Source organism: Cellvibrio sp., assembly GCF_039207905.1.
Lineage (GTDB): Bacteria > Pseudomonadota > Gammaproteobacteria > Pseudomonadales > Cellvibrionaceae > Cellvibrio.
In genome coordinates this window covers 15,562-31,562 of sequence record NZ_JBCECX010000028.1, presented here as the reverse complement: position 1 = coordinate 31,562, position 16,001 = coordinate 15,562, and the positions used below count along the sequence as shown (strand labels likewise).

11 protein-coding genes are annotated in these 16,001 nt (G+C 52.1%); 5 read left to right on the top strand and 6 right to left on the bottom strand.

The genetic code is table 11. From position 1 onward, the window contains the following. Window positions 1–81: 81 nt before the first annotated feature. The 4 genes from AAGC78_RS15945 (at window position 82) to AAGC78_RS15930 (ending at window position 5,804) form a co-directional block, all read left to right on the top strand. Window positions 82–3,030 (top strand): malto-oligosyltrehalose synthase, encoded by a 2,949-nt coding sequence (locus AAGC78_RS15945; protein WP_435785092.1) that lies wholly within the window; start codon window positions 82–84, stop codon window positions 3,028–3,030. Next, a complete protein-coding gene (locus AAGC78_RS15940) occupies window positions 3,017–3,340 on the top strand; it encodes a DUF2934 domain-containing protein (protein ID WP_435785091.1) in 324 nt (107 codons plus the stop codon). Before AAGC78_RS15945 ends, AAGC78_RS15940 begins: the two co-directional genes overlap by 14 nt. Before the next feature lie 76 nt (window positions 3,341–3,416). Then, window positions 3,417–5,567, top strand: a complete 2,151-nt coding sequence (gene glgX / locus AAGC78_RS15935; protein WP_435785090.1) for a glycogen debranching protein GlgX — start codon at window positions 3,417–3,419, stop codon at window positions 5,565–5,567. Between the two features lie 60 nt (window positions 5,568–5,627). Beyond that, window positions 5,628–5,804: a hypothetical protein gene (locus AAGC78_RS15930; RefSeq protein WP_435785089.1), complete on the top strand. Its 177-nt coding sequence runs from the start codon at window positions 5,628–5,630 to the stop codon at window positions 5,802–5,804. A gap of 90 nt (window positions 5,805–5,894) precedes the next feature. Here the strand turns inward: AAGC78_RS15930 and AAGC78_RS15925 are convergent, their stop codons facing one another. After that, window positions 5,895–8,477, bottom strand: a complete 2,583-nt coding sequence (locus tag AAGC78_RS15925; RefSeq protein ID WP_435785088.1) for a glycoside hydrolase family 3 protein — start codon at window positions 8,475–8,477, stop codon at window positions 5,895–5,897. Between the two features lie 160 nt (window positions 8,478–8,637). Then, window positions 8,638–8,916, bottom strand: coding sequence for a hypothetical protein (locus AAGC78_RS15920; RefSeq protein WP_435785087.1), 279 nt, complete (start codon window positions 8,914–8,916; stop codon window positions 8,638–8,640). A 103-nt stretch (window positions 8,917–9,019) separates the two neighbouring features. Here AAGC78_RS15920 and AAGC78_RS15915 point away from each other — a divergent pair, with 103 nt between their 5' ends. Then, entirely contained in the window at window positions 9,020–11,101 is a 2,082-nt protein-coding gene (locus AAGC78_RS15915; RefSeq protein ID WP_435785086.1) for a carbohydrate-binding protein, read from the top strand. Window positions 11,102–11,149: 48 nt separating this feature from the next. Here the strand turns inward: AAGC78_RS15915 and AAGC78_RS15910 are convergent, their stop codons facing one another. The 4 genes from AAGC78_RS15910 to AAGC78_RS15895 are packed head-to-tail and all read right to left on the bottom strand — an operon-like array spanning window position 11,150 to window position 15,767. Then, window positions 11,150–11,896: an SDR family oxidoreductase gene (locus AAGC78_RS15910; RefSeq protein ID WP_435785085.1), complete on the bottom strand. Its 747-nt coding sequence runs from the start codon at window positions 11,894–11,896 to the stop codon at window positions 11,150–11,152. A gap of 19 nt (window positions 11,897–11,915) precedes the next feature. Continuing rightward, complete coding sequence (locus AAGC78_RS15905) at window positions 11,916–13,124, bottom strand: GDSL-type esterase/lipase family protein (RefSeq protein WP_435785084.1); 1,209 nt, start codon at window positions 13,122–13,124, stop codon at window positions 11,916–11,918. Then, a complete protein-coding gene (locus AAGC78_RS15900) occupies window positions 13,121–14,362 on the bottom strand; it encodes an SGNH/GDSL hydrolase family protein (RefSeq protein ID WP_435785083.1) in 1,242 nt (413 codons plus the stop codon). The genes AAGC78_RS15905 and AAGC78_RS15900 overlap by 4 nt, the downstream gene beginning before the upstream one ends. Before the next feature lie 4 nt (window positions 14,363–14,366). Further along, on the bottom strand, window positions 14,367–15,767 hold the full coding sequence (locus AAGC78_RS15895) for an MBOAT family O-acyltransferase (RefSeq protein ID WP_435785082.1): 1,401 nt from the start codon (window positions 15,765–15,767) through the stop codon (window positions 14,367–14,369). Window positions 15,768–16,001 lie beyond the last annotated feature (234 nt).

Here is a 16,001-nt window from a genome sequence, read left to right as displayed (position 1 = left end):
AAGATCAAATCGGGATTGCAGTAAAACAAGGATCTTTAAACATTTGGCAGGCAACCGGAGCCTGTGAGCGAGAAACGAGTAATGACAGAAGTCAGTGTGCCAATGGTCCGCGCCACCGCGCGTTTGCAATTCCATCGCGAATTCACCTTCGACGATGCGGTGCGGCTAGTCCCTTATTTTGCCCGGCTGGGTATCAGCCATCTCTACTCATCGCCGATCCTCAAGGCGCGCCCCGGTTCAACCTACGGTTACGACATGGTCGACCCCACCTGCGTCAACCCCGAGTTGGGTGGTGAGGCGGGTTTGGAGCGTTTGGTCGCCGCATTGCGCGCTGAACAAATGGGGTTGATCGTGGATTTTGTGCCCAACCATATGGCGGTCGGCGGTGATGCCAATCCCTGGTGGTTGGATGTGTTGGAGTGGGGGACGCGCAGCCCGCGCGCGCACTTTTTTGATATCCAGTGGAATTCACCCGACCCGCTGCTCAAAGGCCAGATACTCTTGCCATTTTTGCGCGCCGATTACGGCGAAGTGCTCGCCTCGGGTGAGATCACCCTGCACTTTGATGGGGAGCAGGGATCGTTTTATGCCAAGCATTACGACCATGTTTTTCCGCTCTATCCACCCAGTTATCGCGAGCTGTTGGGCAAGACTGACCACCCTGCGTTGCAGGCCTTCGGCCGCCGCTTTGAGGCGCTGGAGAAAACGGCGGATTACCTGCAACACGCGCGCGCTTTGCGCCGGGAACTGAGTGAACAGGTGCGGGCAGAGAATCTGGACGATGTTATCCAGCATGCGCTGGCGCAATTTACCGTTGAGTCCGCCAGCAATGACGGCGACAGCGATTGGCAGCAGCGGGTGTATCAGGACGAAACTGTGCAGCGGCTGCATCAACTGTTGGAGTGCCAGCACTACCGTCTCGCCAGCTGGCGCACGGCGGTGGACGATATCAACTGGCGGCGCTTTTTTGATATCAACGAACTGGGTGCGCTCTGTATGGAGCGCGCCGATGTCTTTAGTGCGGTGCACGGCAAAATCCTGGAGCTGGTCGGGCGCGGCTTGATCGACGGTTTGCGTATCGACCATATCGATGGCTTGCTCAACCCGCGCGCCTATTGCCGCAAATTGCGCCGCTCGGTTAACACGCAAATCAGCCGTCGCGCGGCGCCTTTGAACCGCGCGCATTTCCCGATTTACGTGGAAAAAATCCTCGGCGATGGTGAAGTGCTACCGGCCAATTGGCAGGTGGAAGGCACCACCGGCTACGAGTTTATGAACCAGATATCGCTGATCCAGCACGATCCGGTCGGCGCCCTGCAGCTGTATGATCTCTGGCACAACACCAGCGGCCGCCACCAGTCATTTAAAGAGGAAGAAAAAGAGGCGCGGCGGCTGGTGCTCTCGTCGTCGCTGGCAGGGGATTTTGCCGCTGTCGCCCAGGGCTTGCTCGCCATCGCGCGCGGCAATATCGCCACCCGCGACCTCACCCTCGGCGCAATCCAGCGCGCGCTGTTTGAGTTGGTGGTGCATTTTCCGGTGTATCGCACCTACGCCAATTCCGGCCATCGCTCGATTCAGGACCAAGCGTTTTTCAGCACGGCGCTGGCCGATGCGCGCACCACCCTGGCACAGAGTGACTGGCCGATTCTGGATTACCTTGACCAGTGGCTGGGTGGCGAACCTATCCGCTCACTGGCGCCCGGCCCGCTCCGCCGTTTGCGCCAGCGGACGCTAGCGCGCTTCCAGCAACTCACCTCGCCCATTGCCGCCAAAGCGGTGGAAGATACTGCCTGCTATCGCTCGGCGGTGCTGTTATCGCGCAACGATGTGGGCTTTGATCCCGCCCGTTTTAGCGGTTCGGTTGCCCAGTTTCATCACGATTGCGAAGAGCGGGCGAGCTGTTTTCCGCATAACCTGCTGGCTACCGCCACCCACGACCACAAGCGCGGTGAAGACACCCGGGCGCGCTTGGCGGTGATCAGCGAACGCGCCGTTTGGTTCGCGGAAAAAGTCGCCCAGTGGCAACAGCGCGCGCGGCCGTTACGCACCGAGCTGGATGATACCCAGGTGCCCTCGCCGGGCGATGAGTTGATCCTGTTTCAAACCCTGCTCGGCAGCTGGCCACTTGATCTGGAATTGGTGAGTACGCCCGACCTGGAAAATAATCGCACCGAAGAAGATGAAGCAGCGCGCGAAAAAGTGCGTCAACAAGGCCTTACCCGCTACCTCGACCGCTTGGTGCAATGGCAGGAAAAGGCGCTGCGCGAGGCCAAGCTGCGCACCAGTTGGAGCACGCCCAATACTGACTACGAAGCCGCTTGCCGCCAGTACTTAACCCGCTTGTTGCTGGCTGAGGATACGCGCGATTTGCGCGAGGATATTGCCGCCGCTGCACTGGCACTGGCGCCTGCCGGTGCGCTGAACAGCGTCGGGCAAACCCTGCTGCGCCTTACGACGCCGGGGGTGCCGGATTTGTATCAGGGCAATGAGTTTTGGGATTTCAGTTTGGTCGACCCCGACAACCGCCGCCCGGTGGATTTCCAGACTCGCGTTAATGCCCTTGCCGACAAACTCACCGAGCCGGATGAGCGGGTAAACCAGTGGCGCAATGGCCTGATCAAGCAGCATCTGATCGCCGAAGTGTTGGCATTCCGCAAAGCCCATCCCAAGTTATTTTTGCATGGTGATTACCAGCCGCTGCATGTGGAAGGTGCGCAGGCCGAGCGGGTCATCGCATTCGCCCGTCACTTCCAGGGTAAATACCTGATTGTGGTGGTGCCGCGCCTGGCGGTGAATCTGCTGGCTGGTAGCCCGACCCCTTACATCGCGCCCGAGCAATGGGGCGATACCCGTTTGATCCTGCCTGACTCGCTTGTTGATGTGCGCTTTACCGCTGTTTTTTCGCGCCACCCTCTGTCGGCCGAACACGGCTGCCTGAAGCTGGCCAGTGTGCTTACCGATTTCCCTGTAAACATTTTGTACTCAATCCCCAACCCTATTTCCGAGGAATTCCACCATGAACATGAATGAACACCGTATCCGCGACTTGGCCTACCAAATCTGGGAATCAGAGGGGCGCCCCCACGGCCAGTCTGCACGCCATTGGGATATCGCCTGCAAGCTGGCCGCCGAGGATGTGGAGTCTGCGTTTGGCAATCCCGGCTTTGATAGCCCCCAGCAAGTGAGCGAAGTGCCGGCCACTGCCAAAACCAAAGCGCGTAAGGCCACCATTACCAGCAAGGGCGCGGCGGTCGCCAATCAGCAGCAAGCGGAAACCAAACCGGCCAAGCCTGCGCGCAAACCGGCGAAAGCCAAAAGTGATGCGCCGCAAATGAGCTAGTGATGACTGCTGAAAATCCGGGGCACCAAGGTCGTTAGTGCCCCGGGCGATCTGACTAATGCCGAAGGAAAACAACATGAATGCACGTGAAAAAGTGATGGTGAATACCGACAGCAGAGTGCGCTCGCGGATCACCGAGGGCAACCCCTTCCCGTTGGGCGCAACCTGGGATGGTGTCGGCGTGAACTTCGCCATTTTTTCCGCCCACGCTACCAAAGTCGAATTGTGTTTATTCGATAGCACGGGCGAAGTGGAGATGGAGCGGATCGAACTGCCCGAGTACACCGATGAAATCTGGCACGGTTACCTTCCCGACGTGCACGCCGGCCAAATATACGGTTATCGCGTGTACGGCCCCTACGAACCGGACGCCGGTCACAGGTTTAACCACAACAAACTGCTGATCGATCCCTACGCCAAACAGTTGGTGGGCAAGCTGGAATGGTCGGAGTGTTTGTTCGGCTACACCATCGGCCATCCGGACAAGGATTTAAGTTTTGATGAGCGTGACAGCGCCGACTTTGTGCCCAAGGCCAAGGTGGTCGACCCGGCATTTACCTGGGGCAACCATCGCTCATTCCGTGTACCTACCGATAAAACCATCATTTACGAGGCGCATGTGCGTGGCATGAGCATGTTGCATCCGTCGGTGCCCAAGGATCTGCAAGGGACTTTCGCCGGTATGGGGCACCCGGAAGTGCTCAAGCATATCCGCGCGCTGGGCGTTACAAGTGTCGAGCTGCTGCCGGTGCACGCCTTTGTCGATGACAATCACCTGCTGGAGCGCGGCCTGAAAAATTATTGGGGCTACAACAGCATCGCTTTTTTTGCGCCGCACACAGCTTACGCCGCCCACGGTCATCTCAACGAATTTAAGGAGATGGCGGCGCGCCTGCACAACGCCGATCTCGAATTGATCCTCGATGTGGTTTACAACCACACCGCCGAAGGCAGCGAATTGGGGCCGACTCTTTCAATGCGCGGGATCGACAACGCCACCTACTATCGCCTGGTGGAAAACAACAAGCGCTATTACGTGAATGATTCGGGCACCGGCAATACGCTCGATCTCAGCCATCCGTGCGTTTTGCGTTTGGTGACCGACTCGCTGCGCTACTGGACGCAAGAGATGGGCGTGGACGGTTTCCGTTTTGATTTGGGGACAATTCTCGCGCGCGAAAAAGAGGGCTTTAACGAGCGCCATGGATTCAACCTTGCCTGCCGCCAAGATCCGCTGTTGAGCCAACTGAAATTAATCGCTGAGCCTTGGGATTGTGGTTTGGGTGGTTATCAGGTCGGCGCATTTCCGCCCGGTTGGCACGAATGGAATGATCGCTTCCGCAATACCGTGCGCTCATTCTGGCGCGGCGAAAAAGGCAAACTGCCCGAACTCGCCAGCCGCCTCACCGGCTCGGGCGATATGTTCAACCAGCGCGGTCGTCGTCCCTCTGCCTCAGTGAATTTTGTCACCGCGCACGACGGTTTCACCCTGCACGATTTGGTCAGCTATAACGACAAACACAACGAAGCCAACGGCGATAACAACAGCGATGGTACCAACGATAATTTATCGTCCAACTATGGCGCTGAAGGTATCACCGACGATGAAAATATTATCGCTATTCGCCAACGCCAAATGCGCAATATGTTGAGCACTTTATTATTTTCGCAGGGCACGCCCATGGTGTTGGCAGGCGATGAATTTGCGCATACGCAGGAAGGCAATAACAACGTTTATTGCCAGGATAACGAACTCAGTTGGATCAATTGGGATTTAAAAGACCAAGGCAAAAAAATGCTCGCGTTTACCCAGCGCATTATCAACTTGCGCCAGACCTATCCGATGTTGCGTCGGGGTCGGTTTCTGGTCGGTGAATACAACGAAGAGCTGGGGGTGAAAGATGTTACCTGGTTGTCGCCCAGCGGCCATGAAATGCACGGCGATGATTGGGGCAATGAAGAGCGTGCATGTCTCGGTATGTTGCTCGATGGTCGCGCACAACCCACCGGTATTCATCGCAGCGGTGCCGATGCAACTTTGTTATTAATTTTTAATGCGCATCCGGAAGCGGTGGATTTTGCTTTACCAAAAGTTTTTCAGGGAAAAAGTTGGCAGTGTCTGGTGGATACCAATCGCCCGGAAGAACACGACCCGGAAAACTACGCCTTTGGTCATAAATTTGTGGTAACTGATCGCTCTCTACTGTTATTTAAATTGCGCAAATAGTGGTATTCAAATTACGCAAATAAATCGATAAAAATATTATTACACGCGAGGTAAATTGTTATGAACATTAATCGACTTTGCCAAAATGCAGTAACGCCACCGGAACCAAGACCGGTTGATCCATCGCCGGCCAATCCGGTCGAGCCGGAAATCCAACCGCCGCCACCGATTCATCCGGAGCGTCCGATCCAACCGACGGATCCGGTTGAACCAACTACACCGCAATCGTTTAGTTAATTATATTTTTTCACACCAATAAAAAATCCCCGCCGGTTTGCACCGACGGGGATTTTTTTATCCACGCATTAATTTATGACGATAAATTAATTAAGGACATTTCACATCTTTGCCAGCGCCTTTCACTACGCTCACTTTGGCAAACGTAATATCCAATGTGCCGCTGGTGATCAACGAGAAAGGTTGCAGGATTTGTGTCCAGTATTCCTCTGCTGGTTGAGTCACACCGAAGTTAGCACCGGATTGTGGATAGCACTTAAACGGTACGGTAACGGTTTGCCAACCTTGTCCGCTGAAACCTTTTAATTTTTCAGTCAGGTCAATGTCGGATGCGCAGTAAGAGCCACAACCCAAACGCAAGTAAGTGGTTGCGCTTGGCACTGCATCAACTTTGATATCAAATACCAGCGCAGAATCGCTGTTGTAGTAGTTGATAAAGTCTTGGCGGTTTGCCACTGACAAAGCTACCTGACCGCTACCAGTGCCATTCCACTGCACGCGGCGCGCATCTTCCTGCACTTCTTTATCAACGGCTTCGATGCTGAGTGATGATGCCTTAACTACTTTACTGTTCATCACTACCAGATCATTTTGGAAACCGATAATTTCCAACTGCCATGGATCAATTGGGCGGCGGTTGAAAATTTCCAGCACGTCCAGAGCTTCTGCTGCTTTTAATCCGTCTTCTGACAAATTATCAGCCAGTGTATCTTTGTCGGCGTAACTCAAACCAAAACCGTAAGCGAATAGCGGATCATAATTTTTGTCGCCGCGATTCAGCGGAGTTTGATCCGGGTGACGTGGCCAGGAGAAGCTCAAACGGCCTTTGAAATCATTGTTCACTGCACCTTCAGCATTTTTGAAAATCACATCAGCCACACCGGCACCTTCAGTACCTGGCTGCCAGATAGCAACAAATGCATCAGATGAATTGATCTCGCGGTTAACCCAGAGTGGGCGACCGGAAATAAACAGCGATACCACCGGAATGCCTTGGCTGCGCAATTTTTTCAGCAATTCCAAATCCGCAGGGTTGCGTGGTTTGTACGCGAGCATGCCCACGTCGCCTTGCATTTCCGCGTAAGGATCTTCACCGAAAACAACGATAGCAACATCCGGTTTTTCTTTGAATGAGCCATCAACACTCAGCGTTGCTTTACCGCCAGCGGCGCTCACAACTTCATTGATGCCTGCATAAATTGAAGTGGCGCCAGGGAAGTCAGAATTTTTATTGCCAGTACCTTGCCAGGTAACAGACCAACCGCCCGCTTGTTTACCGATATTGTCGGCACCGTCACCGGCAACCAATACTTTTTGTTTACGATTCAGCGGCAATACATTGTTTTTGTTTTTCAACAACACCAATGATTCGCGTACCGCTTGACGCGCAACCGCGCGATGCTCAGGCGCACCCAATACTTCTTTTTTACCTGCTAATGGGCGAGTCGATGGTGCGCCTTTTTCAAATAATCCTGCGCGGATTTTCACACGCAAAATACGGCGTACGGCATCGTCCAAACGCTCGGCAGTAATTTCACCGGATTTCGCTTGCGCCACCAAATTGTTGTACAGCTCTTTCCATTTGGTTTCCGGCACCATGTAAATATCCAAACCGGCCATCAGCGATTGCGGACAGTTCAGTGCAGTACAACCAGGAATAAAACTGTGGCCGCTCCAATCACCCACTACCAAACCATCAAAGCCCATTTGGCCTTTGAGTACATCGGTAAGCAGATATTTATGGCCGTGCATGCGAGTGCCGTCCCAGCTGGTGAAGGAGGCCATCACCACTTGTACACCGGAGCCAATCGCACTGAAATAACCGGCGCCGTGGATGTCGCGCAGGTGTGCTTCATCGCCTTGTGTAGGACCGCGGTCAACACCGTTCAGGGTGCCGCCATCGCCAATAAAATGTTTAGCGGTTGCGATTACGTGATCGTTGGAAAATAAATTGTTCGCGCTGGCTTCACCTTGCAAACCTTCCACCATTTTTCCTGCGAAGGCGCCTACGATTTGTGGATCTTCCGACCAGCTTTCATAGGTGCGGCCCCAGCGGTCATCGCGCGCAACAGCAACAGTCGGGGAGAAGTCCCAGTCGAGACCGGTCACGGCGATTTCGCGCGCAGTTACGCGGCCGATTTCTTTCAGTAATTCAGGGTTGTTGGTCGCACCCAGTGCGATGTTGTGCGGGAACAAGGTCGCGCCGACTACGTTACCCAAACCGTGCACTGCGTCGGTACCCCACATAATCGGGATACCAATACGGCCATTGGATTTATCCACCGAGGCGTTATAGAAGCCATCGGCCATCTTCACCCAGTCCTGCAGCGATGCATATTTGTTGCCGCCAGGGGTGCTACCGCCGCCGTTCAATACTGAACCGACGTGATACTGCTTAACGTCTTCCGGGGTCAGGTCTTTGATTTCCGGTTGTACCAGCTGGCCGACTTTTTCTTCCAGGGTCATCTTGGCCAGCAGCTCTTCAATACGCGCTTCAACCGCAGGGTCTTTTTTAATCACGCTATCAATATGTGGCCACTCGACTTTTGCCGTTGCCGCCGGTGCGGTAGCAGCGGGAGCCGGGGCTTCTGCCTTTTTGGAATCGCAACCCACAAGCAGGGATAGCAAAACTGCGCCCGAAACCAACGAGCGTAGGGGTAATTTATTGTTCATAGAGGGAGACCTATTTGTCGAACTAAGAAAATCAAGCCGATGCAACGCACCAGAAAGGCGCGATGATAATCAATATTGGTTATATGCAATAGCCGAAAACACTTATGCAAAAGTATTCGCTTATAAAGGTAGCAGTTAGCCGTAAAGATACGAACAAACTTTACCCTTTATGATGTTCGTGGTGACAAAAGCCGGAGGCGGCGAAGCGGTAAATAAGCAAGGAGTTTGTTGTATAAGAAATGATTTTTACAGGTGAAACTTTTGATGATTGTTTATTTGATTGTGGATGAATCATAACCAGCTTGATTTTGATAACTTTTGATCGAATTTGAGTAGTGTTTAAGCGTTTATTTGATGAAAAATAGACAAAAGAATATCGGCCAGTCTCCATATGTAAAAATGTTGTTACCACTGCACAAGTGCCTTGCGCCTTATCCATCAAACATCTTCTAAACTAAAAAAGTGTTAACTCGCCCACTCACTCACCAGGACATACATCACTCGGCACGCAAAACTCATGCGGTTCTAGTTGTGGAGGAATCATGTTCAAAAAACAAGAGCTCACCCGGTTAGGGGACATATTAGTTAGCAAAGGATTAATCACTCCCGAGCAACTCGATGCGGCAATCCGCGAGCAATCGCGCAGAAAATTATTACTCGATCCGCTGGATCCCAACGCAAAAGTAGCTCCCATCGGGGAGTTATTGATTGAGTTGGGTTTTATCGATCGACTGCAATTAAAACGTGGATTGAATTGGCAGCAGCGCCTGCGCCGTGCCTCAATAGCCATGGCCCTATGCGCTCCGTTTATGATCTTTAGCCCAAGTGCCGCAGCGAGTACGGTAAGACCAGCCCCGATTACTGTTGAGGCCGAAAATTATGCATCAATGAAAGGTGTCGGGATAGAAAATACCGCAGATGTCGGTGGCGGAAAGAATGTTTCCTACATCGAATCGGCAGACTGGATGACTTATAACAACATTGCTATTCCAGCGACCGGGACTTATAAGATCACCTACCGAATTTCCAGTTTAAATGGTGGTGGGAGTCTCGTCCTCAAAAATGCAGTGACCAATGTAGTCCTTGATACGGCAGCGCTACCCAAAACTGGAGGATGGCAAACATGGGTTGATGTGGAGCGCACCGTGACCCTTCAAGGTGGAACACAGAACTTCACTATTCTTGCCGCTGTAGGTGGCTTCAATTTGAATTGGTTTAAAATCGAGAGCCTTGATGGGACAGTGGTTTCATCATCCGCTGCTGCCGCAGCCTCAAGTACTCCCGCAGCAGCGTCTACTGGCACCACCACCTCTGCTGCAAGCACCTCTTCCACTGCTACAACTTTTCCATTTGTTGTTGAGGCGGAGTCCTACAGCAGCATGTATGGTGTAGGAAAAGAAACGACGACAGATGTCGGTGGTGGTCAAGCGCTTGGTTATGTGGATACTGGCGATTGGGTGTCTTATTCAAACACAGTGTTTAAAGCTCCTTTTGCGGGCAAATATAAAATCTCCTATCGTGTATCAAGTTTGAAGGGCGGAGCTAATTTTGTCCTGAGTAATATTTTGACCAATTCCACCATTGATACTGTGAGTGTCCCTGCAACTGGTGGTTGGCAAGTATGGCAAACCATCGAGCGGGAAGTGACATTGGCGGAGGGTGAACATAAATTTAATCTGGTAGCCAAGGTTGGTGGAGCAAATATCAATTGGTTCAAAATTGAACCTTTGGCGATACCAACATCCCTGCTTATTCAGGCAGAGGATTACGTAAAAATGAGTGGTATTGGTACTGAAACAACAACCGATGTTGGCGGCGGAAAAAATGCGGGATTTATTGATGCTGGCGACTGGATGACGTATGACAAAACTGAGTTCTTGGTTCCCAATGCAGGGCGCTACAAAGTTACCTATCGTGTAGCAAGCAAGCAAGCGGATGTTAATTTCCAGCTTTATGATTTGGATACGGGAGCCATTTTAGATACAGTTCCTGTTCCCAATACTACGGGTTGGCAAACATGGGCAAGTACCGAGCGTACGGTCCAGTTGACCGAAGGGAAAAAACGTTTTGGTATTAAAGCAACGAAAGGGACGTTTAATATAAATTGGTTTAAATTCGAACCGGTAAATAGCGCAGGTGAAGTGATTAATATTCCTCCTCCATCTGCAACGACAAGTTCAGCGGCCAGCTCTGTACCAGGTTCAACTTCGCCAACAGTTTCTTCTTCCAGTTCATCAGCACCATCTACAACACCGACGGTATCTTCAGCTGCATCCTCTGCGCCTGCGCAAGTGACAGCTTCCAGTTCATCAGCACCTTCTGTCAGTGTTTCCAGTTCTTCAAGTTCTGCACCAAGTTCGCAGAAGGTCGCAGGCCCTGTTGGTATAAGTTGGACTGCTCCGGGCTTGCGTGAAAATGGCACCTACTTGGATGTTACAGAGTTGGGTGGTTATGAGATAAGGTATAAAAAAACAGGCGATTCAAAATATACCTATGTTTCAATTAATGATCCTTGGACCAACAATTATAAATTTGAATGGCTTGAAGGAGATTACATATTTCAAATAGCGGCTTTCGATAAAAATGGTATTTACAGTCCTTTTGTCGATATACATAAATTTTAGAATAAAAAACGGCAGAGTTTTCTGCCGTTTTTTTGCGGTTATTTTTAGTTAACGCCCGCCACTCACATCCACTAAAGATCCGGTGATGTAAGACGCTTCGTCGGATGCCAGCCACAAAACTGTTTTTGCGATTTCATCAACCTCACCCGCGCGCTGCATTGGGATCGTCGGGGCGATGCGTGCAATCCTGCCAGCTTCGCCACCTTTTGCATGCAAGTCGGTGTTGATAATTCCCGGGCGTACGCAATTAACGCGAATTCCTTCAGCAACAACTTCTTTGGCGAGCCCCATAGTGAACGTATCAATCGCGCCTTTGCTTGCGGCGTAATCGATGTATTCAAATGGCGAACCAAAGCGCGCGGCGATGGAAGAAATATTGACAATAGAACCGCCATCACCGCCATTGTTTTTACTCATGCGTTTTATTGCTTCACGTGCGCAGATAAAACTGCCAATCACATTTACCGCAAATACTTTTTCCAATTCAGCGACTTGAATATCGCGGAATAATTTTTGACGCAAAATCGCGGCGTTGTTTACTAAAACATCCAGTCGACCGAAATGATTATCGAGTTGTGCAAACAAATTTACTATATCGGTTTCGATTCCCACGTCTGCTTGCACACAGAGTGCGCGTCGCTCGAGCGCAATAATTTTTTGCACGACGGCTTCTGCTGGTTCGCGATTGCTTAAATAGGTAATCACGACATCGTAACCGCGCTCAGCGGCGAGTATGGCAGTGGCTGCGCCTATGCCACTGCTAGCGCCGGTGATCAGCATAACGGGATTTGCCATATCTAACTCCTTGCGCGAATTAGGGGTTGTTCGCTTTATCGATTTGATCCAGCAGCGCGATATAAAGTGCATCGGCGCTGGCCGCATAACCTTCCGCGCTCATATGCACGAGGTCGGGGCGCATTAACGGCACATGCTGCTTCAACCAAAATTGCGCACCGCAATTCCCGCCCATCATCGCCGCCCAATCCCAATACAAAGTTTGCTCTTGCCGCGCGATACGACGCTGGCTGTTTTGCACTTTTACCAAGCTCGGTGGCAGTGGAATTTTGCAGCGATCTTTCACGTGGGGCGCGCGCGATTTAGCCGAGCTGGGTGCGCCGATCAACAATATCGCCGCCTCGGGTGCAGCAGCGCGCAAATTGCGGATTGCCTGGCGCAATTCCGCTTCGTAAGTTTCGGGTACTAGATCCGGGCTAAACGCCTCGTTGGTGCCGTAGGCGAGGATAATCAATTGCGGATTGCGCCACTGCAATTGCTCGCGCAGGCTGGTGCTGTTCCAGCGGTTAATTACATTGGCGACAGAACCGTTGTTGCCCAGTGCATCGAGCGTAATGCCCGGCACCATACGGTCCAATACCACGCCGCCCAATTGTCCGCCCGCAGGTGCCAGCAATTTCAAACCATTCACGTTAGCAGCCGACAGTTCCTGTGTACTCAATCGCCAGGCCGAGGCGCTGCTGCCTTGCACAGTTAATTTATGCAACTTGCCGCCGGGTAGTGCGAGGCTCCAGGGAGTCGGGCGCGGTTGCTGCCAAATACCTAAACGCCACTGTCCGGCTGCGGGTGCTTCTTTGGCTTTGATTTCAAGGATCGAGTTGCCGGTGGCGGTATTGATAAAACCGCCCAAAGGAAATATGCCGGTGTGTTTGTTTTGCTTGGCATCGCTTAACTTCCAGCCGTTGCCACCGCGCAGCAATACCTGATGCGAGCGCTGGTTGGTGATGTAGCCCGGCGTTAACCAGCCGATACCGGCATTGCCGTATTGGTTTTGCAAGCGTTGACGCAATTGGCCGGTGAAGTAATCGCCGCCGGTATGGGAATCGCCCAGCTGCATAATGCGCAGCGGTTCAGTGCGCGCACCGTTTTCAATTTGTTGAAAGGCTTGCCAGAGAACGGCAGCTTTGGGGTCGCCATAATTGAGGATCGGGATGGGCTCGGAGCCCGCGAATAGCGGTGTGGATTTAAGCAGGCAAATGAGCCACAGGCTCAGTTTCAAATATCTCATCGTTGGGTAATCTTGCTCTCGGTCGGGGCGATTTCAGGTTCGGGTTCAGGTGGGGGTGGTGCGCCGAATTGTGTCAGTGCGAGGCTTGCCAGTAGGCGATGCCCCTGGGTAGTGAAGTGCACGCCGTCATCGGTACGCACCATCACGCTGCCACGCTCGGGCAACTCCAGGAATTTGGTAAAGCTGCTGCCATCCGCCGTCAATGTTGGATCGGTGGAAACGAAACGGGCGAAGAGCGGATATTTCGCCGTTTCTTCGGCGTAGATGGTGTTGAGGGTCGGCACTTTGCCGAGCAAGTCATCGCGTCCCATTGGCGGCGCGCCTAACCAGATCAAGCGGGCGCGGTGTTCCGCTGCGGTTTTGATAATCCGCGCAACGCGCTCGCGGTAAATCGCAGTCCATTTCTCGGAGCCGAAGCGCAAATATTCACCGTGGATAGTCATGTCCCAAGGGTCATTCGCGCCGAGGAAAACAATCACCACTGCGTAATCTTCCAGCTCAAATGCATCTTCCACCGTCGATGGCCAATCAAAGAACGCCGGGTAAGTCAGGCCGGTACTGTGCTTGCTCAGATCCATGGATTCAACATGGAATTTGCGCTTGAGACCGGTGACCAAATGCGGCGCCAGCCCTTGCATCAATGAATCACCAATCAACAATATGCGCTCGCCGGTAGAGAGGATTATTGGCCCTTGTGCAGCTGCGATAGCTTCAGGTGTCGCTTCAGGTAAAGACTCAAGTTGTTCAGATGTTTCGACAGGAGCAATTTCTGAGTGCGTTCCTACGGATGAGACTTGCATGTTGTTGATAGTTGCAGTGGTCGGCGTAGGCGTTGATACAGTCGATACAACGGCCGGTTTAGTCGTGGTAGCTACAGGTTCGGGGCAAACGTTGTTGTTAGTTGCTATTGCCGGACATTGGGCTGTTTTGATTACCGGCACTTCCACACGCGGCAGTGCATTGTCGCCCGCCACCAATAATTGTCCGGCGAGCAACATACGGTGTTTGCTATCGGCAATGATGCCATCCAGGCGTTGTTCCCATTCGCGGAAAATAGGCTGCCCGGGGATAAACGAACTGGTACTCGGCAGGCTGCCGAACTCCAATAAAATATGATGCGTCTGTTGCCAGTATTGCAGCAAAGCGCTGCCCTTCACTGCCACCAGCAACAAGCTGGCGAAAGTGATCGCGAGTAAGGCTTTGTGATGTTGCGATTCCATCTCGTCAGTATCAGCCATAGCATCAAAAACCAAAATAGATAAAACCTGGCATGCCCGCCGGTGCTAATTCCATAATCAGCAGCGCGGCTATCACCAGCACCAGGCTTTGTCCCCACCAAGGCAACACGCGCAGTAGCGCGGCCGATTTTTCCATCATAGGTTCAGCACGGCGCGCGAGGGTAAAAAACACCACCATCGCCGCCAATAATCCCAACCAATTTAAACTTGGCAATGTGTCCCAACGCAAAAAGCCGGCGGTGTAAGTGGTTACCGCATCCCAATCTTCCGCGCGAAATAATAACCAACCAAAGCAGACAAAAATAAACGTAAGCCACTGCGTAATAGCATCCGGCAATTTCAGTTCGGTTACTTTCTGCCAGGTATTTTGCGCGATCAAACCCAAGCCGTGCCACAAACCCCAAACTACAAAGGTCGCGCTTGCGCCGTGCCAAAAACCCGAGAGCGTCATGGCGATCAATAAATTGGTTTGTGTGCGCCCCCAACTACCGCGATTACCGCCGAGAGTGATGTACACATAATCGCGAATCCAGCGCGACAAAGTAATATGCCAGCGCCGCCAAAAATCACTCAAACTGGTGGCGAGATAAGGTTGGCGGAAATTCACCGGCAAACTAAAACCGAGCAATAGTGCAAGCGCTGTGACTACATCGGTGTAGCCCGAGAAATCAAAAAACAATTGCCAGGCGTAAGCCATCAAACCGCACAGCAATTCCAATGCATGGTAACCATCGGGGTTCGCAAATACCGGATTAACCCATTCTTCGGCAAGCCAAGCCGAGAGCCAGACTTTTTTTATCAGCGCTGAGATGAGTAATAAAATCGCTACTTCCGGCGCACCGATTTTTCGTTCTTCCGGCGATTGGATTTGCGTCAGTAATTCGTTCGGCCGGCAAATCGGGCCAGCTAATAAGGTCGGGAAAAAAGAGAGATGCAATAAACCATCGAACAATTTTGCCGGTTTACATTCACCGCGTCCGACGCTGATTAAATAGGCGAGGCCCTGGAATGTGTAAAACGAAATCCCAACAGGTAATACAAATTCCAACACTGGCAAACTCGCACCATTAAAAAACGGTGTCAGTAACGCCAAGGCTTCTTCGCGGAAAAAATTGTAGTACTTGAAAATCCCAAGGTTAACCAGCGCAAGCACTACGCCCAACACCATCGGCCAACGCCGCCGTGCGCCGTTATGCCCATGCACCGCCTGCGCAAGCGCTAAAATCACCAGCGAAAAATTCAGCAGCAAAAGCGCAAAGCGCCAGTCAAAGCTGCAATAAAAAAGATAACTCGCCACCAGCAACAACAAATTCTGCGCCCGCACCCCATAGGCCGATCCCGCCCACCAGTAGAGCCACAAAAACGCAACAAAGGTAAGGCCGAATTCCGGCGAGAGGTAATGCATTCACAACGTCCGTATACACGCAGTTAAACAGAAGCACGTTAAGCAGGCAGCCATCATAAACAAACTGGCGCCTAAAATCTGTGCGGAGGGCAGCGGAAGGAATAATATTTTCAGCGTAGCCCGTATGGAGGCTAACGAAATACGGGGTTTGAAGGATTTTAATTTGTTGATTGGCAACAACTGTTGAGGTTCGCAAGCTCACCACCAACCTACAGGGTGCTTCGTAGATTGGTG

Coding starts and splice junctions, on each gene's coding strand:
- AAGC78_RS15945 (WP_435785092.1), top strand. CDS start 82: ATGACAGAAGTCAGTGTGCCAATGGTCCGCGCCACCGCGCGTTTGCAA.
- AAGC78_RS15940 (WP_435785091.1), top strand. CDS start 3,017: ATGAACATGAATGAACACCGTATCCGCGACTTGGCCTACCAAATCTGG.
- glgX (WP_435785090.1), top strand. CDS start 3,417: ATGAATGCACGTGAAAAAGTGATGGTGAATACCGACAGCAGAGTGCGC.
- AAGC78_RS15930 (WP_435785089.1), top strand. CDS start 5,628: ATGAACATTAATCGACTTTGCCAAAATGCAGTAACGCCACCGGAACCA.
- AAGC78_RS15925 (WP_435785088.1), bottom strand. CDS start 8,477: ATGAACAATAAATTACCCCTACGCTCGTTGGTTTCGGGCGCAGTTTTG.
- AAGC78_RS15920 (WP_435785087.1), bottom strand. CDS start 8,916: ATGGATAAGGCGCAAGGCACTTGTGCAGTGGTAACAACATTTTTACAT.
- AAGC78_RS15915 (WP_435785086.1), top strand. CDS start 9,020: ATGTTCAAAAAACAAGAGCTCACCCGGTTAGGGGACATATTAGTTAGC.
- AAGC78_RS15910 (WP_435785085.1), bottom strand. CDS start 11,896: ATGGCAAATCCCGTTATGCTGATCACCGGCGCTAGCAGTGGCATAGGC.
- AAGC78_RS15905 (WP_435785084.1), bottom strand. CDS start 13,124: ATGAGATATTTGAAACTGAGCCTGTGGCTCATTTGCCTGCTTAAATCC.
- AAGC78_RS15900 (WP_435785083.1), bottom strand. CDS start 14,362: ATGGCTGATACTGACGAGATGGAATCGCAACATCACAAAGCCTTACTC.
- AAGC78_RS15895 (WP_435785082.1), bottom strand. CDS start 15,767: ATGCATTACCTCTCGCCGGAATTCGGCCTTACCTTTGTTGCGTTTTTG.